The sequence below is a fragment of the Candidatus Limnocylindria bacterium genome (assembly GCA_036523395.1).
Classification (GTDB): Bacteria; Chloroflexota; Limnocylindria; order P2-11E; family P2-11E; genus CF-39.
Map to the genome: position 1 here is coordinate 1 of DATDEH010000111.1, position 15,986 is coordinate 15,986.

A 15,986-nucleotide genomic window follows, 5' to 3' on the forward strand; every position below is an offset into this window, starting at 1 on the left:
CCGCGACGGCTGCATCCCGCCGACGATCAACTACCAGACCCCGGACCCGGGCCTCGACCTCGACTACGTGCCGAACACCGCGCGGGCTCGCAGCATCACCACCGCCCTGTCCAACTCGATGGGCTTCGGTGGGCACAACGCATCGCTGATCTTCGCGAAAGCGTGACACCCGCGGTTCGTCTCTGTCCCGCCGCGCAGCCGACCGAAACCCTCTCTACGCGCGAAACCCCGTCCCTTCGGGGCGGGGACCCCTCGCGCGCGGGGGCCCTCGGTCGGCTGCGCGGCGTATGTTCGGCCCGCCGGGCATCATCGCTTTCGTGAGCTCGCTTGCTGGAAGGACTGCCCTCGTCACGGGCGCTGCACGCGGTATCGGACGCGCGACCGCGGTGCGACTTGCGCGCGATGGCGCGAAGATCGCGATCAACTACAAGGGCAACGCCGAGGCCGCGGCGGAGGCAAAGCGGCTGGTCGAGCAGGCAGGCTCGACAGCGACGCTGATCCAGGGCGACGTCTCCGTCGACGCCGACGCCGAACGCGTCGTCAAGGAAGCGCTGGCGTTCGGCGGTGGAAGGCTCGACATCCTCGTGAACAACGCGGGCATCACGCGCGACAACCTGTTGATCCGTATGAGCGCGGAAGAGTGGGACGCCGTTCTCGACCTGAACCTTCGCGGCGCGTTCCTCGTCACGAAGGCGGCGATGCGGCCGATGATGAAGCAGCGCGGTGGACGCATCGTGAACGTGTCATCGGTGTCGGGTATCGCTGGCAACGCGGGTCAGGCGAACTACTCGGCGGCGAAGGCCGGGCTCATCGGGTTCACGAAGACGGTCGCGCGCGAGATGGCCAGCCGCAACATCACGTGCAACGCCGTGGCCCCCGGCTTCGTGCCGACGGACCTCACGAGCTCGCTGCTGAAGCAGATGGAAGAGACGATCCTCAAGCAGATCCCCCTTGGACGGTTCGGGACGGTCGAGGATGTCGCCGGCGCCATCGCGTTCCTCGCGTCCGATGAGGCCGCGTACATCACAGGTCAGGTCATCGTCGTCGACGGAGGCATGGTCACCTAGCGACGGCAGCACGCTTCCCGCCTAGGATTTCAGAATGTCCCCTCGTCGCCTCGCGCTCGTCGCGAGCATCGCCGTCATCGTCTTCGCGCTCGATCGGATCACCAAGATGTGGGTCGAGCAGAACATCCCGCTGTTCGAGGCGCGGCCGGTCGTCGGTGAGTACGTGCGGATCGTCCACACGCAGAACAGCGGCGCCGCGTTCGGCCTCTTGCCGGAGCGCACCACGCTTCTGTCGGTCTTGTCGGTGCTGGCGGTCCTTGCGATCGTCTATTACTACCGTCAGTTCGCGAACTCATCGCCACTCGTCACGGCGACCCTCGGCATGCAGCTCGGCGGCGCGTTCGGAAACCTGCTGGACCGCGTGACGCAGGGCTATGTCGTGGACTTCGTCGACGTCGGCATCCCGAACGGCTTCCGCTTCTGGGCGTTCAACGTTGCGGATTCTTCGATCGTGCTGGGCATCATCTTCGTCACCCTGCTGCTGTGGCAGGAGGAGCGGAAGACGGCCGCGCGGGCGGCATGACCGACACGATCGCGCTGCGCGTCGACGCCGGTGGCCAGCGCGTCGACAAGTTCCTGGCGGAGCACAGCCTTCTCTCGCGCAGTGCGATACAGCGCCTCGCGCGCGACGGGCACGTGCGCGTCAACGGCGCCTCGGTCGAGCCGGCATACAAGCTGCGCGAGGGGCAGGAGCTCGTCGTCGAAGTCCCGGAGGCGGAGCCCGATGTGCTCCTCCGCGCCGAGGACATCGCGATCGACGTGCTGTACGAGGACGAGGACGTCGTCGTCGTGAACAAGCCCGCGGGTCTCGTCGTGCACCCGGCCCACGGACACAAGACAGGAACGCTCGTGAACGCGATGCTCGGACGCATCACGTCGACCACCGGACGCGAGAGCGGCCGCCCGGGCATCGTGCACCGGCTCGACAAGGACACGAGCGGCGTGATGGTCGTCGCGAAGACCGACGTCGCGCAGCTCGCGCTCGGGCGGCAGCTCCAGGCGAAGCGGTTCGCGAAGGAGTACCTGGCGCTCGTCTGGGGCGACCCTGGTGACAGCGCGACTGTCGTCGAGGCGCCCCTTCTTCGCGACGCGGAGGACCGGCGTCGGATGGTGGTGCGCGCCGGCGGGCGCGACGCGGTGACGCGCTTCGAACGCATCGCCGCATGGGGCGGCGGTGACCGCACCGCGCTCCTGCACGTCGAGCCGGTCACCGGACGCACGCACCAGATCCGCGTCCACCTCGCTTATGCGCATTTCCCTATCGTTGGCGACCCGGTGTATGGACGGCGCGGCGATACGAGCGGACTCGCGCGCCAGTTCCTCCACGCGTGGCGACTCACGGTCCGGCTGCCACACGCCGGCGAACGCACCTTCACGGCACCGCTCGCACCCGATCTCGTCGCGCACCTCGAGCGGCTCGGCCCGCCCGCATCGCGAACGGCCCTGTTCGTGGAGGTGTCGTGAGCGTCGACGGCAAAGGTCTGCTGGTGATCATCTCGGCTCCGTCCGGGGCGGGGAAAGACACCGTCATCGACCGGCTCGTGCAGATGCAGAAGCTGAGCGACGCCGTCGTGTACGTCACCGCGACGAGCCGCAAGCCGCGGCCGGGTGAGGTCGACGGCGTGCGGTACTACTTCTATTCGCCGGAAAAGTTCCGCCAGGAGATCGAGGAGGGCAACTTCTTTGAGTGGTCGATCGTGCACGGCGAGTTCAAAGGAGTCCGGCGCGACATCCTGGGCGACACGCTGCGCAACCACAAGATCGTGATCGTCAAGCCCGATCCGCAAGGTATGCGGAAGATCAAGTCGCAGCTGCCGGAGGCGCTGACCATCTTCATCATGCCGCCGTCGATCGAAGCGCTGCAGCGTCGCCTCGAGCATCGCGGCACCGAGACGCCGGAGCAGCGTGCGGTGCGTCTGCGGAACGCCGAGATCGAGATGGCGGCCACGCCGGAGTACGACTACGTCGTGGTGAACGAGGACGGCAAGATCGACGAGACCGCCGATCAGATCGCCGACATCATCAAGAAAGAGGCGAAGCGACCGCGGCACTACGACCTTTGACCCCGCGTACCGCCGAGGTCGCGGTCTTCGCCGGCGTTCGCGGCCCAGCGCGCACGTTCACCTATTCGGTGCCCGACGGTCTCGTGCTCGAGCCAGGGCATCTCGTTCGTGTTGGATTCGGACCGCGTTCCGTAGCCGGCGTCGTCATACGGCTCGATGCGCCATACGAGGGGACGCTCCGCGCGATCGACGCGCTGGTACACCCGCTCCCGCTGCTGCGATCGCATCAGCTCGCGCTCGCCGCGTGGATCGCGGCCGAGTACCGCTCCGGCATCGCGGACGCGGTCCGCGCGATGCTGCCGCCGGCGCTCGCCGCTCGGGCGCGCGTCGGTCTGCCCACGGCGCGTGGTGACCGGCGAGAGGCCGTCTTCGCCCTGACGCCGGCCGGTCGCGAGGCCCTCGCGAGTCCGACGCGCATCGGCGCGCGTCAGCTTGCGACGCTGCGTGCGCTCGCGGCGGGCGCCGTGAGCTCCGCGGAGCTCACCGAAGCGGCTGGAAGCGCGATCGCGGCGCGCGCGCTCGCAAAACGCGGCCTGGTGCTCGAGGGCGCGCGCAGCGTCCGGCGCATCCCGCGCGAGTTCGCGCTCGGCGAGGACGACGCGGTGCGTGACGCGACCGCCACCGCGGGCCAGGCCGACGCCCTACAGACGATCCTTGGCAGCCTCGGCACGAACGCGCCGTTCCTGCTGCACGGCGTGACCGCGAGCGGAAAGACCGAGGTCTACCTCCGCGCCGCGGCACGCGCGCTCGCGATGGGCTACGGCGTGATCGTGCTGGTGCCAGAGATCGCGCTGACCGCGCAGGTCGTCGCCCGGTTCGTCGCGCGCTTCGGGGTGCGGGTCGCGCTACTGCATTCGGCGCTGTCCGCCGGCGAGCGCTACGACGAGTGGCGGCGGGTCCTCGATGGAACGGCCGACGTCGTCGTCGGTTCGCGCTCGGCGCTCTTCGCGCCGCTCGAGCGGCCCGGGCTCGTGATCGTCGACGAGGAGCAGGAGCCCTCCTATAAACAGGAGAGCGCGCCGCGCTACCACGCCGTCGACACGGCGCTGGCACTCGGCCGGATCGCCGGCGCCGTCGTCGTGCTGGGGAGCGCGACGCCGCGCGTCACGACGTATCACGCCGCGACGACCGGAGCGCTGCGCCTCCTTCCACTCCCAGAACGTGTGAGCGACCTCTCGATGCCGCCGACGACGATCGTCGACCTTCGGCTCGAGCTCAAAGCCGGAAACCGCGGAACGCTCTCGCGCGCGTTGCGACTCGCGCTCGAACGCACGGTCGCGCGAGGCGAGCAGGCGATCCTCTATCTCAATCGCCGCGGCTTCGCGACCGTCGTGCTCTGCCGCGACTGCGGGTACGTCGTGAACTGTCCGGCCTGCGACATCCCCTTCGCCTATCACATCGATGGAACGCTGGTGTGCCACCGCTGCGGACGGCGCGGCACACCCCCGGACCGCTGCTCGAAATGCGGGAGCGCTCGGATCAAGCATCTCGGGGTCGGCACCCAGCGCGTCGAGGAAGAGGTGCGCGCGATCGTTCCGAAGGCCGCGCTGCTGCGACTCGATCGCGACGCGGTGCGCTTGAAGGGCTCGCACGCCGCCCTGTTCGAACGCATGCGATCGCGGCGCGCGCAGGTGATCGTCGGGACCCAAATGGTCGCGAAGGGTTTCGACCTTCCCGGTGTCTCCCTCGTAGGCGTCGTGAACGCCGACACGATCCTCAGCCTCCCCGACTTCTCATCGTCCGAGCGGACCTTCCAGCTTCTCACCCAAGTGCTCGGTCGATCGGGTCGCGGGCCCGCGGGCGGCCGGGGCATCGTGCAGACGTATCTGCCCGATCACTACGCGGTCCGTGCGGCCGCGGCGCACGACTACGCGACGTTCGCCGAGGCCGAGCTCGACGGCCGCAAGCGATTCGGCTACCCGCCGTTCGCGAAGCTAGTCCTCCTTCAGACGCAAGCGAAGCGCGCGGACACGGTCGAGCGGCGCGCGGACGCGTATGCGAAGACGCTACGCGCCGACGCTGCGGGCGATGCGGAGGTGCTCGGTCCGGCCCCGGCGTTCGCTGCGAAGCGAGCCGGAGCATTCCGCATGCAGCTCGTGCTGCGCGGCGCACGACCGCAGGCGCTCCTCGACCGCGTCCCCCCCTCGGCGGAGTGGACGGTCGACGTTGACCCGGTGACACTTCTCGGATGAGCGAGAGCCTCGCCGAGAACGAGCGGGACGAGCCGCAGCCACCGCGCCTCCGCATCGCGAAGGGATCACCGTGGCGGATCGATCCGGGCCGCCGCGCGAAATGGTCCGCCCCGGCGTTCGTCGCCGCGCACGCCGTCGAGGTGCGCCAGATCGGCGATCCGGTGCTGCACGCCCCAGCGAAGAAGCCGCGCATGCACCGCGGCGACCTCGAGGTGCTGGCGCAGCGGCTGTTCGCGTCGATGGTCGCGGCTCGCGGGATCGGCATCGCCGCGCCGCAGATCGGCGTCCCACTCCGCGTCGCGATCATGGACGTGGACGAGGCCGGGATCGTCGCGATCGAACCGAAGATCGAATGGGTGAGCGACGAGGCCGATGAAACGAGCGAAGGTTGTCTGTCGGTGCGGGGCATGTACGGAATGCTCGAGCGGCCGTTACAGGCGCGGCTCGTGGCTTTGGACATCACCGGCAAGAAGTTCGTCATCGAGGGCGAGGAGTTCGGCGCCCAGTGCATGCTCCACGAGACCGATCACCTGAACGGCGTCCTGTATGTCGACCGTCTCAAGTCGCGTGACGACCTTCACCCGGTGGAGGTAGACGAGCCGACCAGAGAGGACGAGGGAGAGCGGCTGCGGTCCTGAAGCGCGCGAGTGGTGCTCGGTGACGCGCACCGTGTTCCTCGGAACACCGGCCTTCGCCGTTCCGTCGCTCGAGGCGGTGGATCGCCTGCGCGATCGCGGCGCGCTCGAGCTCACGGCCGTCGTGACACAGCCTGACCGCGCCGGCGACCGTGGGCGTCTCGGTGTCCCCGAGGTGAAGGCCCGCGCGCTGGCGTTCGGCGTGCCGGTGCTGCAGCCGGCCCGCATCGATGAGGCCGCGCTGCGCGAGATGCTCGCGCTTCGTCCAGAGCTCCTGGTATGGGCGGCATACGGCAACCGGATCCCCAGGGCGCTGCTCGACGCGGTGAGAGGACGCGCGGTGAACGTGCACGCGTCGCTCCTGCCGCGCTGGCGTGGTGCCGCGCCGATCGCGCACGCGATCCTCGCGGGCGATCAGGAGACCGGCGTCACGCTCATGGAGGGAACGGCCGCACTCGACGAGGGCCCGATCCTCGCGCAGGAGCGCACGCCGATCGGCGAGGCGGAGTCGGCGGGCGACCTCACGCGACGGCTCGCCCTGCTTGGCGCCGGCCTGCTCGAGCGCGAGCTGCCGCGCTACATCGCGCGGGACCTCGAAGCCACGCCGCAGGATTCGTCGCTGGCGACGCTGGCACCGAAGCTCACGTCGCGCGACGGCGAGCTCGACTTCGCGCGGCCCGCGGACGAGCTGGCCCGCAGGGTACGCGCGCTCACGCCCGAGCCCGGGGCATGGACGACATTTCGCGGCGACCGTCTCGTCGTCGCGGGCGCGACGGTGTCCGGCGGCACGCCGAAAGAGCACGGGGCGCTCGAGATCCATGACGGGCGGCCCGAGGTCGCGGCCGGCGCGGGATGGCTGCGCCTCGAGATGGTCCGCCCCGCGGGCAAGAGGACGATGACCGGTGAGGACTGGGCGCGCGGCCTGCGCGGCATCGTCGGAGCGCACCTGCCGTCGTAGCGCCGGCGGTCACCGCGAGCCGCGACCGGTACGCTCGTCAGGTGAAGGCGACGAGGCCCGCGATCAGCGACATCGATGAGCGAACCCTCGTCGGGTGGCTGCGCGACCGGCAGGAACCCGCCTACCGCGCGCGACAGATCCGGCGCCACATCGCGCGCGGCACGGAATCGAGCTGGGACGAGCTCACCGATCTGCCGAAGGCGCTTCGCGACCTGCTCGCGCGCTCGTTCCGGTTCAGCGCCGTCGAGCCGGAGACCGAGATCGCGAGCGCCGACGGCGAGACGCGGAAGGCGCTGCTGCGATTGCACGACGGCCATCACATCGAATCGGTGCTCATGCCGCACCACGGCGCGCGCAACTCGGTCTGCTTTTCCACACAAGCGGGCTGTCCGATGGCCTGCGCGTTCTGTGCGACGGGTGAGATGGGCCTGGTGCGCAACCTCACGGTCGGCGAGATCGTCGATCAGGTCCGGCACTGGCAGCGCGAGCTCGTCGCGCGAGGCGAACGTGTCTCGCACGTCGTCGCGATGGGAATGGGGGAGCCGCTCGCGAACTTCGACGCGACCGTCGCCGCGGTCCGGGTGCTCATCGACCCGCAGCTCTTCGGCATCAGCCCGCGCCGCGTGACGATCTCGACCGTCGGCGTGGTGCCGCAGATGGACCAGCTCGCGGCGCTCGACCTACCGATGAACCTGGCGGTCTCGCTGCACGCGCCGAACGACACGGTCCGCGGCGCCATCGTGCCGCTGAACAAGCGCTGGGGGATCGACGAGGTGCTGGCCGCGTCCGCGCGTTATGTCGCGAAGACCAAGCGCCGCGTGACGTTCGAGTACGTGCTGCTCGCCGGCGTGAACGATTCCGACAAGGACGCGATGGAGCTGGCCGAGCGTATCAAGCAGCTGGGCGAGACCTCCGGGTATCACGTCAACCTGATTCCGGTGAACAAGGGGCCGGGCGGGTTCGCGCGTCCATCGGAGAAGCGCATGGAGCGCTTCGCGGAGATCCTTCAGGAGCACCAGATCGCGGCGACGCTACGCATCAGCAAGGGACAGGACATCGCCGCGGGTTGCGGTCAACTGAAGGTGCCGGAAGGAACGGCCGAGGTCGCGGCGGTCTAGCGCGCCTTCGCCTTTTCGCGCTTCTTGGCCATGCGCGCGTCCTTCGTCTGATTGCGACGGCACCGCGTGCAGATCAGCAGCTTCTCGCCGGAGACCAGCGACACATGAAGGTTCGCGTCGAAACGACGGTGCGTGTGCACCTTCGAGTGACTGACGGCGGATCCGAACGCCGCGGTCTTCCCGCAGATCGCGCAGGCGCGTGGCATCAGCGGCATCTCCTCAGATGGGGGAATGAACGTCAATGGTACTGTCGCGCCCATCGCGACGCAATGTGACGGCACCACCCTGTTACGCGTTCTCGAAGCCGCCGCCGATCGTCTCGAGCGCGCGGTCGATGAGGTGAACGCGCTGAACGTGTATCCGGTGCCTGACGGCGACACTGGAACGAACATGGTCCACACCGTCCACTCCGCACTGAAGCATGCGCGCGCCGCGGAGCCGACGCTTGCAGCGGTCAGCGCTGCCGCGGCCCACGGCGCGCTCATGGGCGCGCGTGGCAACAGCGGCGTGATCCTCTCGCAGATCATCCGCGGCTTGAAAGACGCGCTCGCGAACGCACCGGACCTCGGTACTCGCGAGCTACGCGCCACGCTCAACCTCGCGCGCCGGCACGCGCACGATGCGGTCACCGCACCTGCGCCGGGCACGATCCTGACCGTGACCGTGGCTGTCGAGGACGCGGCGGCGGATGACTCCGGTGGCGTCGCGGCCATGCTGCGACGACTGGTGCAGGCCGGCGCAGAGGCGGTGACCCGCACGCAGATGGAGAACCCGGTGAACAAGGCGGCGGGGGTCGTCGATGCCGGCGCGAAAGGCCTCTGGTACCTGTTGGATGGTGCGCTTGCCGCGGTCGAGGATCGAAGTCCGACGATCACCGCCGCGGCGACCCGCTCGCAGGCGGCGCCGGCGCACGCTATTGCCAGCGAGGTCTCCTCGTGGGCGGGCGCGTACGACGTCCAGTTCCTCGTCGAGAACCCGTCGCGGCCGATCGAAGACATCCGGGCGGAGATGACGAAGTTCGGCGCGGACTGCGTGCTCGTTGTCGGCGACGAGTCGGTGATGAAGGTCCACGTACACACGCTCCAGCCGGACAAGATCGTCGCGATCGGCATGACCGCGGGCCGGCTGGGCGATGTGGTGGTCGAGGACCTCGACGCGATGACCAAGCAGCACGAGGCGGCGACCGGGATCGTCATCGAGCCTCCGGCCCGATCGCCCGCGGCTGCGGTCGGTGTCGTCGCGGTCGTGCCTGGTGCGGGGTTCGCGACCGTCGCGCGCTCACTGGGAGCGACTCCACTCCGGGGCGCCGCCTCGATGAATCCGTCGACTGAGGAGCTACTCGGCGCGATCCGCGAGGCGAATGCGCGGCACGTCGTCGTCCTGCCGAACGACAAGAACGTCATCCTCGCGGCGCAGTCCGCGGCGAAGCTCGCCGATGTCGAGGTCACGGTGATCCCGACGCGCACCGTGGCGCAGGGGATGGCTGCGCTCGTCGCATTCGATGCGACGAAAGACGCGGCGCAGGTCGCCGACGAGATGCGTGAGGTCGCCGATCGCGCCCACGGGATCGAGGTCACGCGCGCGAGTCGCTCGACAACGGTCGATGAGCAAGATGTGCGCGCGGGTGAGGCGATAGCGCTACTCGACGGTCGCGTCGTCGCCCACGGTGACGACGAGGCGTCGGTCCTGGTCGACGCCGCGAAGCGACTTACTGATGCCGAGCTCTTCACGCTGTATTCGGGTGCCGACGTGGATCCGGCGCGCGTGCAGCACGCCGCGCAGCGACTACGCGCCGCGTGCCCTCGCGCCGAGGTCGAGGTGATCGACGGCGGCCAGCCGCATTACCCGTTCATCGTCGCGGCCGAGTGACCCTCGCGGCCTTCTTTGGCGCGGCCCGCTTCTTCGGCGCGGCCTTCTTCTTCGGCGCGGCGGCTTTGTCGCCCCAGCTGATCCCGTGGGCCTTTGCCCACTCGTGCCACTCCGGCACGGGGTGGCTGACGGTCCAGAGGAAGTGGTAGATGCCACTGTCGCCAACGAACTTGAAGCGCTTTTTGAGGTCCGTCGCGAGCTCCTCGTAGTCGGCAAACGAACGAATGTGCCTGCGGAACCCGCCGTCGCGCTCGAGATCGAGGATCGCGCGCGCGTTGTGGACCACGGCGGAGATCTTCGGTCGGCTGCGAATGACACGGGTGTCTGTCGCGAGCGCGTCGATCTCGCGGTCGCCCATGCGCGCGACGCGCTCGACCTGAAAACCCCGGAAGGCGGGCTTGATGGTGGACCACTTCGCGTCGACGACCCGCCAGCTGATCCCCGCCTGGAAGACGCTCTTGCTCAGCTGCTCGAGGTAGTCGTCGATAGTCTTAGGTCTGATGCGCGGAGGCGCTTCCATCAGGGTGTGACTCTAGACCGAAGGGGGCCGACTGTGCGGCAGTCGCTCGCGTCCGCGACTAGGCCGAACAGCTCGCTCGAGCTTCCGGTCACGGCGCTGCCGGGGATCGGAGACGACTCGGCGAAGCTGCTGGACCGCATCGAAATCCGCACGATCGGCGACCTTCTGTGGCATCTGCCGCGGACGTACGTGGACTTCTCGAAGTTCACAGCGCTGAAAAGCGTGCGCGCGGAGCAGGAGCAGACCGTCGAGGCGGTCCTCGGTCGGATCGCTCAGCGGCGCACGGCGCGCGGGCAGCTCATGACCGAGGTCGAGCTGCTGGACCCGCAGGACCGCTCGCCCACCAACGTGCGTGCGACGTGGTTCGGCCGTCAGTTCATCAAGGAGCGCTATCCGGAAGGGCAGCTCGTACGGCTCTCCGGAAAGGTGAAGTTCTTCGGACGCTCGCTCCAGTTCTCGAACCCGAAGATGGAGAACGCCGCGGCCGAGGCAGTGCACACGGGCCGCATCGTGCCGATGTATCGACTGACCGAGGGTCTGAAGGAAGGCCACCTCCGGCGCTGGCTGCACACCGCGGTGATGGGTGGCGCGAAGCGAACGCCGGTCGTGCGCGAGGTCGCCGATCCGTTACCTGAGGCGGTGCGCACGCGCCGCTCGTTGGTGCCGATACAGGACGCGCTCCGCGAGGTGCACTTCCCGTCGGAGTGGAAGGATCTCTGGACCGCGCGACGGCGTCTCGCCTTCGACGAACTCCTCGTGCTCCAGCTCGCGCTGGGTCAGCGGCGCGCGCGCTGGACGAAAGAGGCGAAGGCGCTGCCGCTGCACGCGGACGATGCGGAGATCGCGCGGTGGACCCGAGAGCTCCCGTTCACGCTGACGGCAGATCAGCTGGAAGCCTTCCGGCAGATCCGCTCGGACCTCGCGCGCCGCGTCCCGATGTCACGCCTGCTCGAAGGAGACGTCGGTTCCGGCAAGACCGTCGTCGCGGCTCTAGCGGCGCGGATCGCCGTGGTGTCGGGTTCGCAGGCCGCGTTGATGGCGCCGACGGAGCTTCTCGCGGAGCAGCATCATCGCTCGCTCGACACGCTGTTCGCGGCGGGCGGCCCGAGCCACGCTCTGCTGACCTCGAGCGTGACCGGTCCCGCACGTCAGCAGATCCTTGCCGATCTGGCGTCGGGCGAGCTGGACGTCGTCGTCGGCACGCACGCCCTCGTTGAAGAGACCGTGGCGTTCAAGCGGCTCGGTCTCGCGATCGTCGACGAGCAGCATCGCTTCGGCGTTCGACAGCGCGCGACGTTCCGCGAGAAGGGGATCGACCCGCACCTGCTGCTCACCACTGCTACGCCCATCCCGCAGACGCTCTCGCAGACCGTGTATCGGGACCTCGACATCTCAGTGCTGCATCAGATGCCATCCGGCGTGCAGTCGATCCGCACCGAGGTGCGCCAGCACGCGGCGCTGCCCAAGGTCTGGCCGTGGGTGAAGGAGCGCGTGGCCGCTGGCGAGCAGGCATTCGTCGTGACGCCGCGCATCGAGGAGGATCCCGCGGACGACATCCCGAGCGCCGAGGCAACGTTCCGCGACCTCGAATCCAAGGACCTCGCGGGTGTGCGTCTCGCTCTCTTGCATGGACGAATGCCGGCGCGCGAGCGCGACGACGTGATGCGACGATTCGCGGCGCGCGAGCTCGACGTGCTCGTGGCGACGACGGTCGTGGAGGTCGGCATCGACATTCCGAACGCGACGGTGATGATCATCCTCGGCGCCGAGCGTTTCGGACTCGCGCAGCTGCATCAGCTGCGCGGGCGCGTCGGCCGCCGTGGGCAGCGCGCGTTCTGCATCCTCGTGAGCGCGAAGGCGGATGGATCGGATCGGCTCGCCGCGATGACCGAGAAGAAGCCGGGTACGGATGAGCCGCTCGACGGGTTCGATCTCGCGAAGCGCGATCTGCAGATCCGCGGAGCCGGCGAGTTCCTCGGCAAGCGGCAGAGCGGCGAGGGGAACGAGCTGCGGATCGTCGACATGGCCGACGTCGATCCGGTGCTGCTGGAAGAGACGACGGTCGAGGCGGACCGGATCCTCGCCGCGGATCCGCAGCTCGAGAGTCCCGAGCACGCTTCGCTCGAGCACGCCGTCGCGGAACTCTGGCGCCGTTACGCGCTGGCGTGAGGGTCATCGCCGGCAGCGCGAAGGGTCGCGCGCTCGACGCGCCACGCGGCGGCGCGACGCGACCCGCGACGGATCGGATCCGCGAGACGCTCTTCGCGATCCTCGAACCCATCCTCGCGGACGCGCGTGTGCTCGATCTCTTCGCTGGGGCAGGCACGCTCGGGATCGAGGCGCTCTCGCGCGGGGCGGCTCACGCAACCTTCGTGGAGCGTTCGGCGGAAGCGCTGAAGGCGCTGCGCAAGAACATCAAGGCGACCGAGTTCGACGACCACGCTGTCGTCATCGCCGCGAACGTCCTCGGATTCCTGGAACAGTCGGCCACCGGCCCGTACGACGTCGTGTTCTGCGATCCGCCTTTCGCGGACGTCGCGCTCCTTGAGGCGACCCTCGCCCATCCGCATCTCGCTGCCGCTCTCGGCCCCGATGCGAGCGTCGTTGCGCGGGTGCACAAAAAGCATCAGCCGAGGCTCCCGGAAGGCGCCGGCGTGCAGCGCGTCAAGGACATCGGCGAGGAAAGCCTCCTGTTCCTACGGTACGATGGCGGTCGCGGAGGAGGGTGACCTTGGACATCCAGTTCCTGGTGGAACGCTTGGAGTCGCTCGTCGTGAACGCACGCAAAGTCCCGATGACGAGCCAGGTCATCCTCGAACAAGCGGCGATCCTCGACGTCATCGATCAGCTGCGCGTCGCGATCCCCGAGGAGGTGCGCCAGGCGCGGCGCATCAATCAGGAGAGCGACCGCGTCCTCTCGAAGGCACGCGAGGAAGCGGAGCAGATCATCGGTGCGGCACAGGAGCAGGCGGCGCTTCTGCTCCAGGATCAATCGATCCTTCGCGAGGCCGAGACGAAGGCGCAGGAGCTTCTCGAGAAGGCGCAGGCGAAGTCCGATGAGACGATGAGCGGCGCCGACCAGTACGCCGCTGACGTCCTGGTCCGTCTCGAGAGCGATCTTGTGAAGTCCCTGTCCATCATCAAGAGGAGCCTCGAGGTCATCGAGGAGCGCAAGCCGCAACCGACCGAGGGGTAATCGAATGATCGTCAACGTCGCTCCGCTGCTGAAGCAGCCCGTGGGCGCGCAAGCCGACTACCACGTTGCTGAGTCGCCGATCGATCCGCACGGCGACAACTCCGGATTGCTCGAGGCTGGAGCCGTGTCGATCGACGCCGAGATCACCGCGACCCACACGAACCCCGGCGCGTATCTCGAAGGCGCGGCCGATGCGAGCCTCGAAACGATCTGCAGCCGCTGTCTCATTCCGATCGAGACGCCGGTCCATGCGGACTTCGCCGAGCAGTACTACGCCAGGTTTGGTGTGTTGTCCGGCGAGTCGCTAGGCGAAGCACCGACGGATGCGAAGACGATCGGCTCGGACTTCAAGATCGATCTCACCCCGCTCCTGCGGGAAGAGATCTTCCTCGCCGCGCCCTTCGCACCGCTCTGCCGGTCGGACTGCGAGGGCCTCTGCCAGGTATGCGGTGACGACCTGAACCAGCGCCCGCATCAGCACGAGGCCGCTGTGGACGAGCGATTCGCGAAGCTCGAGAAGCTTCGCGACTTCCACGCCGAGCGCGACTAGCGCACGAAGAGCGTCCGCCAGATCCCGTTCACCGCGTCGAACGCGGTGAAACTGTCGAGGAAGCGGTCGAAGTGCAGGAAATACTCCTGCGCCTCCTTGCCAAGTAGCAGCAGCACGAGAGCGACCGCGGCGTCACGTCGCGACAGCGTCGTGCCGGGCCGGTAGTGATGGAGCGCGGCGACGGCGATGAACCAGAACTCGAACACGTTGGGAAAGACGAGGAGCGTCCAGCGAGCACCGCTGAGCTCGAAGACGACCTCGCCGATCATGCGGTACGCGAAGAGCCCAGCCGCGACGCCGCGCTCGAGGCCGGCCCAGCCGAGCGCGACCTTCAGGAACACGAGCATGTAGGCGAGGTCGCAGAGCTTGTCGAGGCGCTGGTAGTCGTCGATGCCCCCGATCGCGTCCATGAGGAACAGGTCCGAGAAGTCGGTGACGATCGCGAAGAGCCCGCCGGCGAGGGGCCAGCGCAGCGCGGGCAGCGCGCCGAGGACCCGAAAGGCGACGAACACCGCGATCTGCCAGGTCATTTGACCCATAGAATCATCGAGAACGACATCAAGGAGAGCAGTCTTTGGCAGGTCATCCCAAGAAACGCATCCCGCACGCCGCGCAGGGCGAGCGCCGCAGCCATCTGGCGCTGAAGGCGCAGAATCTCGTGCCTTGTCCCCAGTGCAAGAGCCCCAAGCCCCCGCACCAGGCATGTCCGCACTGCGGCATGTTCCGCGGCCGCCAGGTCCTCAAGATCAAGGCGAAGCGCACCGCGGCATAGGCCCGTGCGCATAGCGGTCGACGCCATGGGTGGCGACCACGCCCCGGACGAGATCGTCCGGGGCGCGCTGCTGTATCGGGAGAAGGGCGGCACCGCGGACGTCGTGCTGGTAGGGCAGGACGAGCGCCTGCGTCCATTGCTCGGGGGCGCGCACTCGGGGATCGAGATCCACCCCGCAGCCGAGGTCATCGCGATGGACGAGCATCCCGCGAACGCGCTGCGCCGGCGGTCGGACACGTCGATCGGAGTCGCGACGACGCTTGTGAAGAAGGGCGAGGCCGACGCGGTCGTGTCGGCAGGTAGCACCGGCGCGACGATGGCTGCGGCTCTTCTGGTCCTCGGTCGGGTACGCGGGATCGACCGTCCCGCGCTCTGCGGCATGCTCCCGGTCCTCGGCGAGCGTCCCGCGACCTGTCTCCTCGACGCCGGCGCGACGATGGACGCGGACGCGAAGAACCTCGTGCAGTACGCGCGAATGGCGACCTGGTTCATGCAGAAGGTGCACGGCGTCGCCAGCCCATCGATCGGTCTCATCAACGTCGGCGAAGAGCCCGAGAAGGGCGACAAGATCCGGCTCGAGGCTCATGCGCTTCTGTCCGCGAGCGACATGAACTTCTTCGGCAACATCGAAGGACGCGACGTGCTCCGCGGCGTCACCGACATCTCGCTGTGCGACGGTTTCACGGGCAACGTGCTCGCGAAGGGACTCGAGAGCGCGTTCGACGTCGTCCAGGTGGGGATACGCGGGGACATCTTCGGCGGGCCGCTGGGCAAGATCGCGGCGCTGTTGGCGTATCCGGGTATCCGGAAGTTCCGGCACCGCTTCGACTACGACCAGTACGTGTCCGCGCCGCTCCTCGGCATCGCGGGTGTCTCGATCGTCACGCACGGGCGCGCTCGCGCGAACATGGTCCGCTGGGCGATCGCGGTCGCCGAGCGCGCCGTGTCGTCGCGCCTGGTCGAGGCAATCGGCTCCAGCGCGGCCACCGCCGCTTGAAGCAGCGAGCGCCGCGCGCCGGCCGTCACCCGGCGCGTCGCGTCGCGCT

19 protein-coding genes are annotated in these 15,986 nt (G+C 68.6%); 16 read left to right on the plus strand and 3 right to left on the minus strand.

Annotation, left to right across the window (positions count from 1 at the left end):
- The 9 genes from VI056_14040 to rlmN form a co-directional block, all read left to right on the plus strand.
- On the plus strand, window positions 1-166 hold a 166-nt coding region (locus tag VI056_14040; GenBank protein HEY6204146.1), incomplete at its 5' end, for a beta-ketoacyl-[acyl-carrier-protein] synthase II.
- Between the two features lie 151 nt (window positions 167-317).
- Window positions 318-1,067, plus strand: a complete 750-nt coding sequence (gene fabG, locus VI056_14045) for a 3-oxoacyl-[acyl-carrier-protein] reductase (GenBank protein ID HEY6204147.1) — start codon at window positions 318-320, stop codon at window positions 1,065-1,067.
- 34 nt (window positions 1,068-1,101) lie between these two features.
- Complete coding sequence (lspA, locus tag VI056_14050; protein ID HEY6204148.1) at window positions 1,102-1,590, plus strand: signal peptidase II; 489 nt, start codon at window positions 1,102-1,104, stop codon at window positions 1,588-1,590.
- Window positions 1,587-2,531 carry an RluA family pseudouridine synthase gene (locus tag VI056_14055; GenBank protein HEY6204149.1) on the plus strand — a complete coding sequence of 315 codons (945 nt, stop codon included), beginning with the start codon at window positions 1,587-1,589 and terminating at the stop codon, window positions 2,529-2,531. Before lspA ends, VI056_14055 begins: the two co-directional genes overlap by 4 nt.
- Window positions 2,528-3,130, plus strand: a complete 603-nt coding sequence (gene gmk / locus VI056_14060; protein HEY6204150.1) for a guanylate kinase — start codon at window positions 2,528-2,530, stop codon at window positions 3,128-3,130. The genes VI056_14055 and gmk overlap by 4 nt, the downstream gene beginning before the upstream one ends.
- Window positions 3,127-5,322: a primosomal protein N' gene (gene priA, locus VI056_14065; protein ID HEY6204151.1), complete on the plus strand. Its 2,196-nt coding sequence runs from the start codon at window positions 3,127-3,129 to the stop codon at window positions 5,320-5,322. The genes gmk and priA overlap by 4 nt, the downstream gene beginning before the upstream one ends.
- Complete coding sequence (locus VI056_14070) at window positions 5,319-5,960, plus strand: peptide deformylase (GenBank protein ID HEY6204152.1); 642 nt, start codon at window positions 5,319-5,321, stop codon at window positions 5,958-5,960. The genes priA and VI056_14070 overlap by 4 nt, the downstream gene beginning before the upstream one ends.
- Before the next feature lie 19 nt (window positions 5,961-5,979).
- Window positions 5,980-6,915 (plus strand): methionyl-tRNA formyltransferase, encoded by a 936-nt coding sequence (fmt, locus tag VI056_14075; GenBank protein ID HEY6204153.1) that lies wholly within the window; start codon window positions 5,980-5,982, stop codon window positions 6,913-6,915.
- Between the two features lie 41 nt (window positions 6,916-6,956).
- The gene (gene rlmN / locus VI056_14080; GenBank protein ID HEY6204154.1) at window positions 6,957-8,033 is read left to right on the plus strand and encodes a 23S rRNA (adenine(2503)-C(2))-methyltransferase RlmN; all 1,077 of its coding nucleotides are present in this window, start codon (window positions 6,957-6,959) and stop codon (window positions 8,031-8,033) included.
- Here rlmN and rpmB read toward each other — a convergent pair.
- Window positions 8,030-8,239: a 50S ribosomal protein L28 gene (gene rpmB / locus VI056_14085; protein ID HEY6204155.1), complete on the minus strand. Its 210-nt coding sequence runs from the start codon at window positions 8,237-8,239 to the stop codon at window positions 8,030-8,032. The genes rlmN and rpmB overlap by 4 nt on opposite strands.
- 25 nt (window positions 8,240-8,264) lie before the next feature.
- Here rpmB and VI056_14090 point away from each other — a divergent pair, with 25 nt between their 5' ends.
- The gene (locus VI056_14090) at window positions 8,265-9,902 is read left to right on the plus strand and encodes a DAK2 domain-containing protein (GenBank protein ID HEY6204156.1); all 1,638 of its coding nucleotides are present in this window, start codon (window positions 8,265-8,267) and stop codon (window positions 9,900-9,902) included.
- On the opposite strand, the gene VI056_14095 is transcribed toward VI056_14090, so the two are convergent.
- Window positions 9,883-10,422 carry a DNA-3-methyladenine glycosylase I gene (locus VI056_14095; protein ID HEY6204157.1) on the minus strand — a complete coding sequence of 180 codons (540 nt, stop codon included), beginning with the start codon at window positions 10,420-10,422 and terminating at the stop codon, window positions 9,883-9,885. The genes VI056_14090 and VI056_14095 overlap by 20 nt on opposite strands.
- 33 nt (window positions 10,423-10,455) lie before the next feature.
- Here VI056_14095 and recG point away from each other — a divergent pair, with 33 nt between their 5' ends.
- From recG to VI056_14115, 4 genes are read left to right on the plus strand one after another with little or no spacing between them, the layout of a single operon-like run.
- Window positions 10,456-12,591 carry an ATP-dependent DNA helicase RecG gene (gene recG / locus VI056_14100; GenBank protein ID HEY6204158.1) on the plus strand — a complete coding sequence of 712 codons (2,136 nt, stop codon included), beginning with the start codon at window positions 10,456-10,458 and terminating at the stop codon, window positions 12,589-12,591.
- Window positions 12,588-13,151: a 16S rRNA (guanine(966)-N(2))-methyltransferase RsmD gene (rsmD, locus tag VI056_14105; protein ID HEY6204159.1), complete on the plus strand. Its 564-nt coding sequence runs from the start codon at window positions 12,588-12,590 to the stop codon at window positions 13,149-13,151. Before recG ends, rsmD begins: the two co-directional genes overlap by 4 nt.
- Entirely contained in the window at window positions 13,148-13,618 is a 471-nt protein-coding gene (locus VI056_14110) for a hypothetical protein (protein ID HEY6204160.1), read from the plus strand. Before rsmD ends, VI056_14110 begins: the two co-directional genes overlap by 4 nt.
- Before the next feature lie 4 nt (window positions 13,619-13,622).
- Window positions 13,623-14,168 (plus strand): DUF177 domain-containing protein, encoded by a 546-nt coding sequence (locus tag VI056_14115; protein HEY6204161.1) that lies wholly within the window; start codon window positions 13,623-13,625, stop codon window positions 14,166-14,168.
- Here the strand turns inward: VI056_14115 and VI056_14120 are convergent.
- The gene (locus VI056_14120; GenBank protein HEY6204162.1) at window positions 14,165-14,698 is read right to left on the minus strand and encodes a hypothetical protein; all 534 of its coding nucleotides are present in this window, start codon (window positions 14,696-14,698) and stop codon (window positions 14,165-14,167) included. The two genes, VI056_14115 and VI056_14120, sit on opposite strands and share 4 nt — an antisense overlap.
- 44 nt (window positions 14,699-14,742) lie before the next feature.
- On the opposite strand from VI056_14120, the gene rpmF reads away from it, so the two are divergent.
- On the plus strand, window positions 14,743-14,940 hold the full coding sequence (gene rpmF / locus VI056_14125) for a 50S ribosomal protein L32 (GenBank protein ID HEY6204163.1): 198 nt from the start codon (window positions 14,743-14,745) through the stop codon (window positions 14,938-14,940).
- Between the two features lie 4 nt (window positions 14,941-14,944).
- Window positions 14,945-15,937: a phosphate acyltransferase PlsX gene (gene plsX / locus VI056_14130; GenBank protein ID HEY6204164.1), complete on the plus strand. Its 993-nt coding sequence runs from the start codon at window positions 14,945-14,947 to the stop codon at window positions 15,935-15,937.
- Window positions 15,938-15,986 lie beyond the last annotated feature (49 nt).